The organism is Lacipirellula parvula (assembly GCF_009177095.1).
Lineage (GTDB): Bacteria > Planctomycetota > Planctomycetia > Pirellulales > Lacipirellulaceae > Lacipirellula > Lacipirellula parvula.
The window spans coordinates 5,328,514-5,342,777 of sequence record NZ_AP021861.1 but is presented as its reverse complement, the minus strand read 5'-3'; the positions used below and the strand labels follow the sequence as shown (position 1 = coordinate 5,342,777).

The 14,264-nt window shown below is 57.8% G+C and carries 14 protein-coding genes; 7 read left to right on the top strand and 7 right to left on the bottom strand.

Going from position 1 to position 14,264, the window contains the following annotated elements; all coding sequences use genetic code 11:
* The first annotated feature begins 20 nt into the window (after positions 1-20).
* Together PLANPX_RS20955 and PLANPX_RS20950 are read left to right on the top strand one after the other, a co-directional pair.
* Positions 21-1,814 (top strand): DUF4091 domain-containing protein, encoded by a 1,794-nt coding sequence (locus PLANPX_RS20955; protein WP_152100612.1) that lies wholly within the window; start codon positions 21-23, stop codon positions 1,812-1,814.
* Between the two features lie 119 nt (positions 1,815-1,933).
* Positions 1,934-2,689, top strand: coding sequence for a hypothetical protein (locus PLANPX_RS20950; RefSeq protein ID WP_152100611.1), 756 nt, complete (start codon positions 1,934-1,936; stop codon positions 2,687-2,689).
* 599 nt (positions 2,690-3,288) lie between these two features.
* On the opposite strand, the gene PLANPX_RS20945 is transcribed toward PLANPX_RS20950, so the two are convergent.
* Positions 3,289-3,492, bottom strand: a complete 204-nt coding sequence (locus tag PLANPX_RS20945) for a hypothetical protein (protein ID WP_152100610.1) — start codon at positions 3,490-3,492, stop codon at positions 3,289-3,291.
* 62 nt (positions 3,493-3,554) lie between these two features.
* The gene (locus PLANPX_RS20940) at positions 3,555-3,887 is read right to left on the bottom strand and encodes a DUF421 domain-containing protein (protein WP_198421785.1); all 333 of its coding nucleotides are present in this window, start codon (positions 3,885-3,887) and stop codon (positions 3,555-3,557) included.
* 1,590 nt (positions 3,888-5,477) lie between these two features.
* Between PLANPX_RS20940 and PLANPX_RS27830 the strand changes: the two genes are divergently transcribed.
* From PLANPX_RS27830 to PLANPX_RS20925, 4 genes are all read left to right on the top strand, one after another.
* Positions 5,478-5,696, top strand: coding sequence for a hypothetical protein (locus PLANPX_RS27830; protein WP_198421784.1), 219 nt, complete (start codon positions 5,478-5,480; stop codon positions 5,694-5,696).
* 125 nt (positions 5,697-5,821) lie between these two features.
* Positions 5,822-5,968, top strand: a complete 147-nt coding sequence (locus PLANPX_RS27825) for a hypothetical protein (protein WP_198421783.1) — start codon at positions 5,822-5,824, stop codon at positions 5,966-5,968.
* A gap of 93 nt (positions 5,969-6,061) precedes the next feature.
* Positions 6,062-6,466 (top strand): DUF2171 domain-containing protein, encoded by a 405-nt coding sequence (locus PLANPX_RS20930; protein WP_152100609.1) that lies wholly within the window; start codon positions 6,062-6,064, stop codon positions 6,464-6,466.
* A gap of 162 nt (positions 6,467-6,628) precedes the next feature.
* The gene (locus PLANPX_RS20925; protein WP_152100608.1) at positions 6,629-7,087 is read left to right on the top strand and encodes a hypothetical protein; all 459 of its coding nucleotides are present in this window, start codon (positions 6,629-6,631) and stop codon (positions 7,085-7,087) included.
* 308 nt (positions 7,088-7,395) lie between these two features.
* Here the strand turns inward: PLANPX_RS20925 and PLANPX_RS20920 are convergent, their stop codons facing one another.
* The 3 genes from PLANPX_RS20920 to PLANPX_RS20910 all read right to left on the bottom strand — a co-directional run bounded on the left by PLANPX_RS20920 (position 7,396) and on the right by PLANPX_RS20910 (position 8,670).
* Entirely contained in the window at positions 7,396-7,638 is a 243-nt protein-coding gene (locus PLANPX_RS20920; protein ID WP_152100607.1) for a hypothetical protein, read from the bottom strand.
* 11 nt (positions 7,639-7,649) lie between these two features.
* Entirely contained in the window at positions 7,650-7,838 is a 189-nt protein-coding gene (locus tag PLANPX_RS20915; protein ID WP_152100606.1) for a hypothetical protein, read from the bottom strand.
* A 595-nt stretch (positions 7,839-8,433) separates the two neighbouring features.
* The gene (locus tag PLANPX_RS20910; RefSeq protein ID WP_152100605.1) at positions 8,434-8,670 is read right to left on the bottom strand and encodes a hypothetical protein; all 237 of its coding nucleotides are present in this window, start codon (positions 8,668-8,670) and stop codon (positions 8,434-8,436) included.
* 205 nt (positions 8,671-8,875) lie between these two features.
* Between PLANPX_RS20910 and PLANPX_RS28160 the strand changes: the two genes are divergently transcribed.
* Positions 8,876-9,052, top strand: coding sequence for a hypothetical protein (locus tag PLANPX_RS28160; RefSeq protein WP_232536207.1), 177 nt, complete (start codon positions 8,876-8,878; stop codon positions 9,050-9,052).
* Positions 9,053-9,120: 68 nt separating this feature from the next.
* On the opposite strand, the gene PLANPX_RS20900 is transcribed toward PLANPX_RS28160, so the two are convergent.
* Both PLANPX_RS20900 and PLANPX_RS20895 read right to left on the bottom strand, forming a co-directional pair.
* Entirely contained in the window at positions 9,121-12,219 is a 3,099-nt protein-coding gene (locus PLANPX_RS20900; protein WP_152101953.1) for an error-prone DNA polymerase, read from the bottom strand.
* On the bottom strand, positions 12,219-13,685 hold the full coding sequence (locus tag PLANPX_RS20895; RefSeq protein WP_172992218.1) for a Y-family DNA polymerase: 1,467 nt from the start codon (positions 13,683-13,685) through the stop codon (positions 12,219-12,221). Before PLANPX_RS20895 ends, PLANPX_RS20900 begins: the two co-directional genes overlap by 1 nt.
* Between the last annotated feature and the right edge of the window lie 579 nt (positions 13,686-14,264).

Genomic DNA, 14,264 nt, shown 5'->3' with positions numbered 1-14,264 from the left:
CCCCACCTCGGAGAATCAATATGCAACGCCGCGACATGCTTAAAACGCTGGCCGCCGGAACGGCGGCCGTAGGCGTCTCCGCCGCCGCTCCCGCGGGAGTCGCGCTCGCCGCCGCCTCGGTAGATCGCGTCGGCACGCCGCTTGAGAAGGAGAGCGTGCAGTTTTGGAGCGAGACCTCGCTCAAGCGGATCTTTCCGAACACCGAGCCCGGCAGCGCCGCCGAACTGCAGCTCACCTCGGCCCGCAACGCCCAGCTGTCGTTCCAACTCGCGTTCCGCAATCTGCGGGACTGCAGCATCCGCGTCCGCGCCGCCGTCGAGGCCCCGCAAGGTTGGAGCGTCCGCGTCCGCCGCGTCGGCTACGTCCCAATCGCGCAACTCGACACCGACGTTCCGGTCGACGAGCTCGATGGCGTCGGCCATCTCCCTGGCTTGGCCCCTGATCCGCTGTTCCCGGAAGAGACGGCCCATATCGGCCCCTCGTCCAATGGCGCCTTCTGGATCACCCTACACATCCCCGCGGATGCACAGGTCGGCGCCAACAAGCTTGACGCCAAGCTCACCATCGAAGACGAATTTCGCTTCCCGCAGTGGATGGGCGTGCCGCCGCAGTCGGTCGAACTGCCGATCAGCGTCGACATCCGCCCGCTTGTTCTCGAAAAGCGCAACGACTTCCCGGTCACCCACTGGATCTCGGCCGATTCGATCTGGGAATACTACAAGACCGAACCCTTCAGCGAACGGTTCTGGGAACTGGCCGACGCCTACGTCGCCGATCTCACCGCTCACAACCTCGACGTCGTCTATTCGCCGATCTTCAACGCGCGGCACGAAATTCTCGAACGCCCTGCGCAGCTACTCAAAGTTCGACGCGTCGGGGAAGACAAGTACGAGTTCGACTTCAGCGACGTCCGCCGCTGGATTCAAATCGCGAAGAAGAACAACGCCGAGTACCTCGAATGGACTCACTTCTTCACGCCAGCCCCTACCAGCGGCAAATACCCCCAACGCATTTTCGAACGCTGGGGAGACGGCAAGATCGGCAAACTGCTGTGGGCGCCCGAGATCAGCGCCACTTCCGACACGTACCGCCGGTTCCTCGAACAATTCCTTCCGCAGTTCAAGCAAGTGCTTGAGGAAGAACAGGTTTCCGGTCGCTCGCTGTTCCATTGCGCCGACGAACCAGACGGTGAAGTTCAGATCGCGGACTACAAGAGCGCTCGCGCGCTGCTCCGCGACCTGGCGCCCTGGATGAAGGTGATGGACGCCATGAGCGATCCTCACTTCGCCACCGCTGGGGTCACCGACATGCCGATTCCCAGCATCGCGACAGCCCCGCAATTTACCGCGGTTGGCTGTCCTGCTTGGGTCTACTTCTGCTGCGGCCCGCGCGGCCGCTACTTGCAACGGTTCCACGACACGCCGCTCCCCAAGCTCCGCATGGCCGGCTGGCTATTCTACAAACTGAAGGCGAAAGGCTTCCTCCACTGGGGGCACAACTACTGGTTCGTGTTCTGCACCGGAACTCCCATCAACCCGTTTCTCGACGCCGCCACCGGTGCGTGGCCAGGGATGCCGCATGGCGATGCGTTTGTGGTCTATCCCGGCGACAACGGCCCGATCGACTCGATCCGCTGGGAGGTCTTCGCCGAATCGCTCCAAGACTATGCAATGCTGCAATCGGCGAGCGTTGATCCGGAAGATCCGCTTCTGGAGGAATTGCAATCGTACGAGGCGTTCCCGAAGCAAGAGGCTTGGCTCGACGCGTCGATTGCCGACGTGCTCGCTCGCCCAGCGGCTGATTCCAAAAACTAAGGCCCTGTTGTAAAGTTGAGCGTCGTTGATGCCTCTCGTCTCAAGGAACTGAATCCGTAGCGCTCGCGCTCCTCCCGTCTGAACAACGTCGCTTCGACTGCGTCACTGTCGGCGAGGTGATGCTACGTCTCGATCCGGGCGAGAACCGCATTCGCCGCACCCGCAGTTTCCAAGCATGGGAAAGGGGAGGGGAGTACAACGTCGCGCGCGGACTGCGGCGTTGTTTCGGGATGCGCACGGCCGTCGCCACGGCGCTCGTCGACAATGAAGTCGGCCGGCCGCCTGAAGACCTTATGCTGCAAGGTGGCGTCGACCTCAGCTACCTGCAGTGGCAAGCCGATGACGGCATTGACCGCCGCGTGCGCAACGGTCTCAACTTCACGGAGCGCGGATTCAGAGTCCGCGGCACCCTCGCCGTCTCGGATTGGGGCCACTCGGCGGCCAGCCAACTCACCGTCGGTTCCGTAGACTGGAAGGCGCTGTTCGGCACGCAGAAAACCAGCTGGTCCCACGCCGGCGGCATCTTCGCGTCGCTTTCCGACACGACGGCCGAAGTCGTCATCGAAGCCTGCACGCAGGCGCACGCTAATTGCATGATCGTGTTGTACGACCTCAACTTTCGCCCCAACCTCTGGAAGGATCGCGGCGGCGTTGAGCGGGTCGGCGAAGTCAACCGCCGCATCGCCCCGCGCGTCGACGTGATGAGTGGCAATCAAGAAGATTTTTTGGTCGGCCTCGGCATTCACGTCGGCGGCGAATCGGAACTTTCGGAAGGCGACGACGACTTCGCACGTATGATCGATGCGGCGATCGCTACTTTCCCGAACTTCAAGCTCGTGGCGATAACGCTGCGGGCCGTCAAGTCGACAAGATGAGTATCGAATAATGAACCTTAAGCTGAGATGAAGCACTGGTCGCACTCGCACCATGGCGAGCTTCTGTCGGGAGTTGCATTAGTGAGCGCCGCTACTCGGACAATAACTAGACAGAGTGTCGACGCGGGCCAGAATTCCCTGGCGGGCAGTAGGCTGGCTGGCTCTGAGTAAAGGTTCAACAAAGAGGCCCGCAGAGCATTCACTACACGGGCGATGGTTTCGCCGTTAGCTGAATCTCTTCGAATCACTTGGAGCCACGTAGCGTTATCAGAGCCATAAAGCTTGCGCTGCAGATTGACCGCATGTGTTGTTAGATTGGTGAGCGTGTTAAGGTACGTATTGGGTGCGCGGTTTGCGCGATGAAGTGAGTCTCAATAGCGGAAATATTTGCTCTTGAGTGTTGCCAGCGGTGTCGGTACGGCGTTCGCCGCGCGGCCGACTGGTAATGCCATTTGCACGCTTGGCTGAGCAGAGTGGCAACGTCGAGAATATATGCAACATTACCGATGATGACGTGAGTCGTGATTTCATCCACCCGCCGCGCCCATTCCAGGGCGAAGGAAGCCAGCTGCCCCTTCATACACGCAGTTACCAGTTTTCTAGGTGACTGATTTAAGGGAGACTGCGAGCGACTCGCCATTGTAGGTGAACGGAAATAGCTCGCCACTCTTGAAGTAGTGCTGCAATTCGTCATCAGACGCCGAACCCTTTGTCACTTCGAAAGTCAGTTTGTATCCGACGCCTTCAGTGTCTTTAGGCTGGCTAATGGTCCCGTAGCCGCTGAGTATTGCGATGCGTTCCATAGTGAAGTACAAAACGGAAATGAGATAGATAGGCGCCTCAAGCTTGAACCCCAGCGCGCGCTCTAGCCACGAAGTCGAACACTAATACCACCGTCTGACTCAATACATACCAGTTCGGCGTTATCAATCGATTCGACGCCTTTCTCGCGCAATTGCCCTCGCAGCTCGTCCTCGGTGATGAACTCCTGCCGCATGTTCCGCCGTATGAATTTGCCATCGCGTATGACTGGCAGGGGAGCCGGTTCCAGCAGCCTTTGCACAAACGGCGAACGGTAGGCAAGCCAGTCAAGAAAATAGTTCCAGCCAATCAGCGTTCCGCACAGAACGACGCCCTCAGTGATTGAGCGGTAATCGGTCGCCATTGCGTTCTGGGCCGCGTCGGCAATGAGAACCATGAGGAGTAAATCCATCAAGCTCATTGAACCGACGTGACGTCGCACCAAAACCCTTAGGGCAGCTAAGAGAAGCAAGTACATTACTGAGCCGCGGATAGCTAGCTCCAGTAAAGACGTGTGCACAGCGAAGAGATTTTCCAGATTCACGGCCACAGCTCATTTCTGGAGCATGCGATGCGATGCGCTGGACAATAACTAACATGACGCTCTGGCGAACTGCTATCCCTCTGCCTTGACTGTCGCTTTGATCGCTGGTATCTCCCACGACTCAGGAAAGTCGTCGAGACCAGCTCGCTCGCAGAGGCGACGCAAGATTGGCGCGATATCTTCCGGATGAGGGCGACCGAGTTCACCTAATGCATCGGACTGTACGTAGGGTTCATCTCGTACAACATAGATTAGCGACCTACCTCGACGATCTTGCATGATGCCTGCCGTCCAAATGCTGTAGGACTCGCCAGTCGCGTCGGAACAGTTTCCTGACCATACCATTCGCCACTCAGCTTCGTCGACGGCGATAGTCTGTTTGGCTTCCAGTCGAATGCGCATTGGAACGTCGCCTGTTGGGGTGTCCTGGAGATAGAAGCAATTGCTGTGCCCGCTCGATCGTCTTAGATCGCGACCGTCGCTTATTTTTCCTGGACGCTCCTACCCTTCGATTGGAGAGGTACGGCGATTGCGGTTTACCAGCTGACTTCACGCTCCTACCGCACAACCGCGGCGGATTACTACTGCGCGATCCGGGCGTGGTTCAATTCCCTGTTGCGATTGGGGACCCACCGGAATTCCTGCGGGGCTTGAGAGCGGCACGCCAGTAGCAACGTTGGTAAACGTTTTGCTTGCTCTCAGGAGAAATTGTCATGTCAAAACCGAAGAAACCACTCGTTGGCAAGGGCGAACCCGGCATCGGCGTCCCAGCTGCTGAGCACGGCGTTCCCACTAAGCTCGTGCGAGTTGGACAGGATGAAGCTACAGAGGTTCCAATCCGTACAGGTCCGGGCAGCGGGAGAGCTGGCGGCGGTGCCACGGGAGAACTCAGCCCGGGGCGAGATACGGCAGCTCAACGCGGACACGGTGAGAAACGATGATGCGTTGCAGCGCAGCATGCCAAGTCTGGTTGGATGCTGTTTAGCGTTCTCTAATATTTTAGCGTTCTCTAATATTACTGGCTGCGATGATTAACGCATTTCGCGCCCAAACGGTGAGCTTCAGCGCTGACCGCGCGGCGGCATCTTAGCAAGCTTGCCTCTCAGATTTTGTTAATCGAATTTGAATTGGGTCGCCACGAAGCGCTTCTGGTGGCTTTTTCGGTGCGCCGGGTTTGTTAGCCATGGCGAATAATGTAGTGCAACAATAGCGACTCTTCGGTACGGTACCGTACTGAAGACATCGGCGTAACTCATTGAAAAGTCCGCCTACCAAATTGCTGCTGGCGCAGTGAAGCGGCGTCCGTATGCCACACCATGACGGAGCCGCGTGCGACCGCTATGCCGACCTCTGCGGTCGCTGGCACAATACTTGCCCGATTAATGGGTTCATAAGGGGGTAATGAGAACCTCCGACTCAATGAAACCAAACTAGAGGCGGATCATGTCTACACATCGAGTCGACCAACGAGCTGATGCCAACCGTGATGCGATTACGGGCGAACCTGGCGCTCATCCCGTCGGGGCTGGCCTAGGCGCCGCAGCGGGTGGAGCTGCGGCTGGGATTGCAGCCGGCGCTGTTGCCGGCCCGGTGGGCGCTGCGGTAGGAGCTGTGATCGGCGGCGTCGCCGGCGGCTTGGCGGGTAAAGGCGTAGCAGAGTAGATCGACCCGACGAGGGAAGATGCTTATTGGCGGTAAGAATATCCGAAGCGCGGCTACTACGAAGCCGACGTCGCCTACGACGAGTGCGCTCCCGCTTACCGCTACGGCTGGGAATCGCGGGCACGATGGCCCTCAAATCTTTCGACGAAGCCGAGCCGACGCTGCAGCAGGAATGGGAAACCGGTAAGACGGAATCGGACCTGCGGTGGGAGAGGGCGAGGCACGCTTCGCGTGATGCGTGGGATCGAATCGAGCGGCGAGAGAACCGCTAACGTTCCGCGGCAGGCACTCAAACCTACCCGTTTCCTCACTAACCACGGGATACGGCAGCTCATCGCTGTCGTCCCTTTCGAAGGAGAATGATCATGGCAAATAAAATTAAGAACAATGTCGCCGATGCAGGCGATGCAGTGGCAAAGGCAGCGAAAGACTTGGGATCGCGCATCGCCACCGGCGCGGAAGACGCAGTGGACTTCGTGAAAGAGAAGACGGGGATGGGCGATCCCGGCGAAGGGACTGACCGCGGCGTGGCTGCAATTAAAGACCACATGGACGTCATCGCATCGTGCGGCAAGAAGGTCGGCGTTGTCGACCATGTCGAGGGCGCGGCAATCAAGTTGACAAAGAACGATAGCCCAGATGGGCAGCATCATTTCGTTCCTGTGAACTGGGTCGCACGCGTCGATCGGCACGTCCACTTAGCAAAGAATTCCAAAGAGACAGAGGAGAATTGGAAGCCCGACGCATCGTCATGTGCATGTGGAACCTGACCTAGTTCGAGCCAGCCATCTGTCAGTTCTTTACGGGCCCGGCCAATTTTGGCCGGGTCTTTTTATTTGGCTGATGATGCGATTGAGAGGACCGACAACGGCGCCAAACGTGCAGCGCAGTCGCTTGGAAGTTCCCTAACCCTCATTAAGGCGAGGATCATCATGGCTAAAAAGTCGGTTCAAAAAAAATCAGCGGCGAAACGCAACCTGCCTGAAGTCTCAAAGCAAACGGCAGGCGGAATCGGCGGCGCCGTTATCGGGGGTATGATCGCGGGACCAGTAGGCGCCATTGCAGGCGGGGTAGCCGGCGCGTTGATCGGGAATGCATCGGCCGAGGGGAAAAGACCAATTAAGCGAGCCGCCGCCACGGTCACTGCCGAGAATATCGGGAACGCTGCTGCCGTGACGAAGAAGGCGGCGGTGAATGTCGCGTCGGCTGCCACATCGCTCGTCAAAAAAGCACCGACGAAGAAGGCTGCCAAAAAGATTGCGAAAAAGAAAGCTGCGGCAACCAAGCCGGCCCCAACTGTAAAGAAAACGAAGAAGAAAACGAAGGCTGCAAAACCTAAAGCGAAGTCGTCGCCGCAGAAAGCATTGGAGAAGAAAAAAGCTCCCCGCTGATTCACCTTTTTCAAACCGCTTTCACAGCTGAGAGAGCGGGCGCCAAAGAAGTTGGCCATCGCTACGAGAGCCCCTTGGAGCTTGCATTGATCGGGATTTCGCCTCGATCATTGCTGTTTGCTGGATGCTGTCACCATCAGCCGAAATTGCGGTCCGTTAGAGTCCGCGTGACTCATTGGTCGGCTCTATCAAGCTCAAACTTCCAAATTGACAGTCGGCCCGGCCATTAACTCTCCTAGAGCATCCTGGACCGGGCCGACCATCGGTTGCCCCGGGCACCATCCCGCACAGGGCAACTTACGTAGATGTTAGGGCCGCTCGGCCTCATCGCGCCGCTTCGCCAATTCGGCGGTCAATCGGGCAAGCGAGGTGAGGTTGTACTGCTCGCAGACTCGACTCATCTGAGTCAGTTCGGCCGAGGAATACTGATCGCAGTCTGAGCGATGGCCGTCCAATAAGATCGCCGATTGCAGCAGCTTTCGATCGTCGGCTGACTCGCAAGGAATTATCCTGCCCTGGTATTCCAGCGGGAACAGCGTTTCGGTGTCCATGGTGTATTTCCTTATTCGATCTTCTCGCTGCGACGGTGTTCAATTTCCTTGATCGCCTTCGCAGCTCCAGATGCAGGATCTTTCGACGCGAAGTTCTTTAACTCGCTGAGAAGCCTTTTCCCATCCGAGTTGAGGAACGTGTCGCCGCGAACCTTCAGGCGTTCGCGAACTTCGTTGAGGGCGGTGTGATTACTAGGCACGGCCGGTTCTTTCTGCAGGGCAAAATCAATGATGGTACACGCAGTGCAAGCGGCGCGCCGTGACTCGCGGGACTGCCCATCAAAATGAAGAAGGCCGACCTCCTAAAGGCGTCCACTGATGCAGAAGTCGGCGGATCCACACTCGAAGGCCACCGCCCAAAGTTGACGTTATTTGGCAGACACAGGCATGGAAGCAAATCTCGGAGGATTCGCTCGGAACCGCTGCGGTCGTAGTGGGTTCGCCCCACACGCCAGTGCGAGCACGCTGGCGTGTTGGAAGTGACGCCGCACCGAGGGGCAGCTCGGTGCGGCGACCATCTTCGCAACGCTTTCGTCGCCGCAGGAGCGTAGAACATGCGGCGGCAATGATCTGTATGTCGTATTAAAGACTCTGTCCTCGTCAGCAAATTGCGTGGTTCAGTGTTAGTTTGCGGCTACCACAGGACGCTTGCCGCCGCATCGGTAAGAAGCCGTACTGAAATCGCGAGTCGGTTAAATTAATAACACCAGCCGCCGTGGCCTTTGGAGAGCAGAACGACCTACGGCGACTGGCGAGGGTGTACGATCAGGTTCGACGCAACGCCGTGAACTACATCTAAGTGCTATCGCTGAACGCTTGCCGTGGGTCGGAGGGCGAGCGGCAGATGATCCTCAGCACCGCCGGCGACTTGCTCTTATCGACGTCAATTTCCATCACAGTGGCGGGGATAAACCGGTCGCCATCTGCGGAAATCATGATCTCAGAGCCATCAACTGGGATAATCGGATCACCCTCAGCCTGAAACTCGTCACAGTAAACGCCGTCGAGTAATGTTTTGACAATCCATCGCATAGCCAGTCGCTCCGTTGCATGTTGGCGTCCTTAGTCGCAATTTCCGGACCGGTTCTTAAACCTTGGGGCTGCGCGAGTGGCGAATTAAACGCTACATCCTCTCACGCGATCTCTCCAAGCAGCTTCAACACGCGATTTTCTCGAGGTCGAGTTGTACCGGCGGTGATAAGTCGGCTTTCAGCACCTGCGACAATTGACGCAGCGCATGTCCATTCTCGTCTGCCTCATTGGCCGCTACGCAGTCGCGCGGGACGAAAAGTTGAAGGTCCCGCATGAGGCGTCGTTGGCGGCGAAGAGCACGCAGATGTTGGATGCGAAGCCGCACAAGACGACGACTTCAACCGCGAGATACTCTAGGAGCATGTCGAGGGTCGTCGCGTAGAAGTCCGCATGGGAGGGAAGGGGGGAACCGCAGGAGCATTTGCGATTTGTTGCTCTCGCCTGTTGACATCAATGAAAGTCGCGAGACTTTGACCGCAAATGGGTGATGCGTTCGTGCAGATTTTCCAGCCGGCTGACCAGGACGTGAACAACGCCTTGCTGATTCTGTAATCGGCCGCTGGCAATGTATGCCGGGGCTGCTCTCGCGACGTGTTGAAACCGCTCCCACACATCCTTACGAATGATCAAGTTCGCGACGCCGGTCTCGTCTTCTAGCGTGACGAACGTTATACCCTTAGCGGTGCCGGGGCGCTGGCGAACGAGCACTAGCCCGCCGACTTTGACTTGGCAACCATCGAGGAGTTTGGGTAAACGAGCCGCCGGCACAACGCGGAACTCGTCGAGTCGGCTGCGTAAGAATGAAACGGGATGGGCTTTCAACGACAATCCTGTGGCGTCGTAGTCGGCAAAGACTTCGTCGGTACCTTCCATGGCAGGTAAAAGAACCTCTTCTTCCGAGTCTTCGACAGCCTGAAACAGAGGCGCGGTAGACGCGGGACGCAACGATTGCCACAACGACGTCCGGCGATTCATTTGTAGCGACCCAAAGGCGTCGGCGCGAGCCAAGCGCTCGATCGCACGTTGCGAAATCCCGCCGCGACGTACCTCGTCCATCGAGCCAAATGGTTGATGAACTTCGATCAGGGCCGCATCTTCTTTCGGCATTCCCACGATCATACGCAATCCCAAGCGGAGCGATACATCTTCCAGCGTGCAGTTCCAGACGCTGCGATTCACGTCTACCGGCAGAACCGTCACGCCGTGCGCTTGAGCATTGCGGACGAGCTGCGCCGGCGCATAGAATCCCATCGGCTGCGAGTTAATCAATGCCGCGCAGAATGCGGCAGGGTAATGGAACTTTAAATAGGCCGAGATATATACCAGCCGTGCGAACGACGCCGCATGGCTCTCTGGGAATCCGTACTCGCCGAATCCCTGGATCTGACGGTAGACCGATTCGGCGAACTCCGCGGACAATCCGTTAGCCTGCATGCCACGCAGCAAGCGTATGCGAAATTCATTGATGACGCCGGGCCTTCGCCAGGCCGCCATGGCGCGCCGTAGTTGATCGGCTTCGCCGGGCGTGAACTGTGCCGCGACGACGGCTAGCTGCATCGCTTGTTCTTGAAATAGCGGAATGCCGAGCGTTCGTTGCAAAACGCCGCGAATAGCGTCATTCGGATACGTCGGCACTTCGCCCGTCGCCCGCCGCTGCAAATAGGGATGCACCATGTTGCCTTGAATCGGTCCCGGCCGCACGATGGCGACTTCGATTACGAGATCGTAGAAACAGACGGGTTTCAGTCGCGGCAGCATGCTCATCTGCGCCCGGCTTTCGATCTGAAAAACGCCCATGGTGTCGGCGCGATGCATCATCTCGTAAACATCTCGGTCTTCCTGGGGGATGCTGGTCAGCGTGAGCTCTCGCCCATGATGCTTTTGAACAAACTCAAAACATTTACGAATCGCCGTGAGCATCCCCAGCGATAAGCAGTCGACTTTCAGGAAGCCGAGTTCATCGAGGTCATTTTTGTCCCATTCGATGACAGTGCGGTCTTCCATTGCCGCGTTTTCAATTGGCACGAGTTCGCACAACGGCGAATCTGTGATGACCATCCCGCCCACATGCTGTCCCAGATGCCGCGGAAAGCCCACTAGTTCGTTGGTCAGCGCTAGCAGTTGCTTTCCCGCGAGCGATTTAAGGTCGACGCCGGCCGCTTCGCAACGCTTTGAGTCTAGCGCTACGTAAGGATCTAGTGATTTAGAAATGGCGTCGATGGCGTCGAGCGAGAAGCCGAGTGCTTTCGCCACGTCGCGGATTGCGGATCTGGGGCGGTAAGTAATGACCTCGGCAGTCATGGCCGCGCGATCGCGTCCGTACTTCTGGTAGACGTACTGAATCACCTCCTCACGACGCTCATGCTCAAAATCTACGTCGATGTCCGGTGCTTCGTCGCGCTCGCGTGAAATAAACCGTTCGAACAAGACTTCCATCTGTTCTGGATCGACTGACGTGACGCCGAGGCAGTAGCAGACGGCGGAATTGGCCGCCGAACCGCGACCTTGGCAAAGAATATCTTTTGACCGAGCGAAACGAACCAAGTCCCAGGCGGTGAGGAAATAGGCTTCGTAACGCAACTCTTGAATCAACTGCAACTCATGTTCAATTTGCTGATGAACCTTGTCGGGAACGCCATTAGGATACCGCCCCCGCGCGCCTTCCCAGGTGAGACGAAACAAATGCTCGCACGGCGTCATTCCATGAGGAGCAAGTTCCTTGGGGTAGTCGTAACGAAGCTCATCGAGTGAAAATGTGCAGCGGTCGGCGATCTCGATAGTCCGCTGTAAGGCTCGAGGGGCCGTGGCGAACAATTCTCGCAGCTCTTCCGGCGTCTTGAGATGACGAACTGCGTTGGGAAAGAGCAAATCACCGGCGGTGGCCACGGTGCAGCCATGCTTCGTAGCCGTCAGCACGTCGGCAAGAGCACGGCGTCCAGAGGCATGGAAGTGAACGTCGTTTGCCGCAGCAAGCGGAACTTTTGCTTGTTTTGCTAGGCGAACGCGCTCTGCCAAGACTCTCTGATCGTCAGCCCCGCGGTGGAGCTCAGCTAGCAAGTAGCAGCGGTTGCCAAATACTTCTTGATAGCTTCGAATATGTTCGAGGGACGTATCGCCGACGATGCAAACAATTATCCCTTCTGCATGCTCGGCGACATTGTCGAATGTTAGGCGGCATTCGCCCTTGGGAGCACGCCGTCGCCCCAATGTCAGGAGACGGCAGAGACGCCCATAAGCTGCGCGATCGGTGGCGAGCGTCACGACTGCGGGTGAGTCGCTTGGCGTGAGTTCGGCGCCAATCAACAACTTGAATCCGATTTGCTTCGCGACACCATGCGCGCGGACGACTCCCGCTAAGCTGTTGCGATCGGTAATCGCCAGGGACCGATACCCCAGTTCTGAAGCGCGACTTACCAGCTCGTCGGCATGAGACGCTCCTTCCAGAAACGAGAAATTCGTTTTGCAGTGAAGTTCAGCATAGGGAATTTCGGAACAGGCGTGCCATCTTGGCTCAATCGGTTGGCGCTTATCAGGCTGCGAGTCTGGCATTAGTCGTATGCTCCATGCAAGAACCACTTTCCTGAACGCAACTCGCGAAAGAGCCAGAAGCGCTTCCCTACGGAAGTCTCCACCCGGTAATAGTCTCGTTGGACATAACGGCCTCGCCACCAGCCCGTTTGAATTCGTTCGGGGCCGCACGCACGCCGTACCACATGATCGCCATGCCAGTGAAACTGTAGCGGCGGACCATCCGGAGCAACCGCCAGCGCCTTAATCGGCCGCGGTTGGATTTCGAGATGCAGGGGACGCACGATCTTCGAGAACACTCGCTTCGACTTACTGCGTACAGCGCCGGCGAGAGGCTCGTATCGAACCGCCAATTCGGGTTGAGCTTCCTGCTGCGGAATGGAGCGAACGACCGCTTCCCGCCCTAATCGATTGCTTAGGCGATCAACTAGCAAGCCCACGCGGCGACTTTCTTCGCGCCGCGAATCCTCAAACAGCTCTTGTTGCCAAGTCGTCAATGGGGCGTGAGACGTTACCGCCATCGTTACGCAATCAATCGGCCCGACAATAGCAATGCGATCGAGTTGCATGACGACTAATTCCAGCAAATGCGCAGAATCGCTAGTCGGTCGAAAGAGACTTGCCGTAAAAGAGAGCGGCCCCCGCTCGGACTGAAATTCGCAGCGCACCTGAAGTGCTCCTTGCTGGCGACGTGCGAGTTCGGCGGCGACGCGCTGGATCAATCCGCTCAAGATGCTCTGCAACTCGCAGCGATCGCCGACCGGGTATTCGCAACGCGTTTCAACTTGGATCTTTGGCGGCGGACGATGCGAAACTATCGGTTCGGGAATTTCTCCAATTGCTTGCCGGATTCGCTTGATGAGTTCCGAACCAAAACGACTGGCCAGCGCAGTGCGTGGAATCGCCAGTAATTGGTTGATCTTCGTCACGCCGAGCTCGGAAAACACTGCAACGTCGTCAACAACTCGCAACGCTTCGATTGGCAAAGAACGAAACAGCGCTTCACTCCGAACGATGGACCATGGCTGCGAAGCGTAATGCGAAACTCCCCAGGCAATGCCAACGGTGTCGGCGATTGCCCCGCGCACGCCGAGCCCGCGTCGCTGGAACGATTCCGCGATTTTCTTGACAAGAATCTCTTCGCTTCCATACAGAAGGTCTAGGCCTGTTACATCAAGATGGAGGCAGTCTGGCGGCTCGATGCCGACGATGGGACTAAATTGCTCGCACCACGCTGCGAGACGAAGCAGCGTCTCCCGATCGGCGTCGGGATCGTGTTGTTCCACCTTGCCCCTGACAACCTCGGCCAGCGGCGTCCCGGCGGCGTAACGGTCGGAGGCGATGAGACGCAGCGCTCCGTGCTGCTGGCAATAAAGGGAAAGTTCGCAGCGCTTAAGCGCCGGTCGTTCCAGACGCACGCGCTGCAGCGGCCAATCGGGCAGCCATAAGCTGAGGGCTCGCTGCTTCAAGCGTTGACGCTTCATCATCAAACTCCACGATTTGCTCAACGCCTTCATCGCCTAAACGCGATCGCAACGTTTCGATTCGCAGCCTCCTCCTTTTCCCGCCGGGCAACGCCTCGACTAACAACTGCATGTCCGACCAACTGGGCCTGCCGCGTACGTTAATCGAGCGCAAAAACAAACCGACCGCCCCGCCATGCTCCGCGGCTAGCTGCAAACCACGGAACGCCTTCTCCGGCAACTGTTTCGGCCAACTCACCACGGCAGCAACCCCGGAACAACGAAGCGTTTGATTCAGTGCCCACCATTCGTCCTGGACCGAACGAGGACGAACGATAATCGCGTTGCCGTTCAAGCCGAAGCGAGCTGCCGCTGGTGGATAGAACGTCCGCAAGCGATCGACGACGACCAGGGCGCCCCCTTCACGGCAAGCTTCGCGAGCCGCCAACAAGGCTACGGCTGTCGCTCCCGAACCTGCGTCAGCCAAATACTCCACAATGGCTCCTCGCCGAAATTTCGCCGGGAGGACACCGACTAAGCCGCTAGAAAACATCGGTTGCTCGCTGATGGATTTCTCACGCAACTGCTGCCGCAGGGCCTCGA

Coding starts and splice junctions, on each gene's coding strand:
- PLANPX_RS20955 (WP_152100612.1), top strand. CDS start 21: ATGCAACGCCGCGACATGCTTAAAACGCTGGCCGCCGGAACGGCGGCC.
- PLANPX_RS20950 (WP_152100611.1), top strand. CDS start 1,934: ATGCTACGTCTCGATCCGGGCGAGAACCGCATTCGCCGCACCCGCAGT.
- PLANPX_RS20945 (WP_152100610.1), bottom strand. CDS start 3,492: ATGGAACGCATCGCAATACTCAGCGGCTACGGGACCATTAGCCAGCCT.
- PLANPX_RS20940 (WP_198421785.1), bottom strand. CDS start 3,887: ATGGTTCTCATTGCCGACGCGGCCCAGAACGCAATGGCGACCGATTAC.
- PLANPX_RS27830 (WP_198421784.1), top strand. CDS start 5,478: ATGTCTACACATCGAGTCGACCAACGAGCTGATGCCAACCGTGATGCG.
- PLANPX_RS27825 (WP_198421783.1), top strand. CDS start 5,822: ATGGCCCTCAAATCTTTCGACGAAGCCGAGCCGACGCTGCAGCAGGAA.
- PLANPX_RS20930 (WP_152100609.1), top strand. CDS start 6,062: ATGGCAAATAAAATTAAGAACAATGTCGCCGATGCAGGCGATGCAGTG.
- PLANPX_RS20925 (WP_152100608.1), top strand. CDS start 6,629: ATGGCTAAAAAGTCGGTTCAAAAAAAATCAGCGGCGAAACGCAACCTG.
- PLANPX_RS20920 (WP_152100607.1), bottom strand. CDS start 7,638: ATGGACACCGAAACGCTGTTCCCGCTGGAATACCAGGGCAGGATAATT.
- PLANPX_RS20910 (WP_152100605.1), bottom strand. CDS start 8,670: ATGCGATGGATTGTCAAAACATTACTCGACGGCGTTTACTGTGACGAG.
- PLANPX_RS28160 (WP_232536207.1), top strand. CDS start 8,876: ATGTCCATTCTCGTCTGCCTCATTGGCCGCTACGCAGTCGCGCGGGAC.
- PLANPX_RS20900 (WP_152101953.1), bottom strand. CDS start 12,219: ATGCCAGACTCGCAGCCTGATAAGCGCCAACCGATTGAGCCAAGATGG.
- PLANPX_RS20895 (WP_172992218.1), bottom strand. CDS start 13,685: ATGATGAAGCGTCAACGCTTGAAGCAGCGAGCCCTCAGCTTATGGCTG.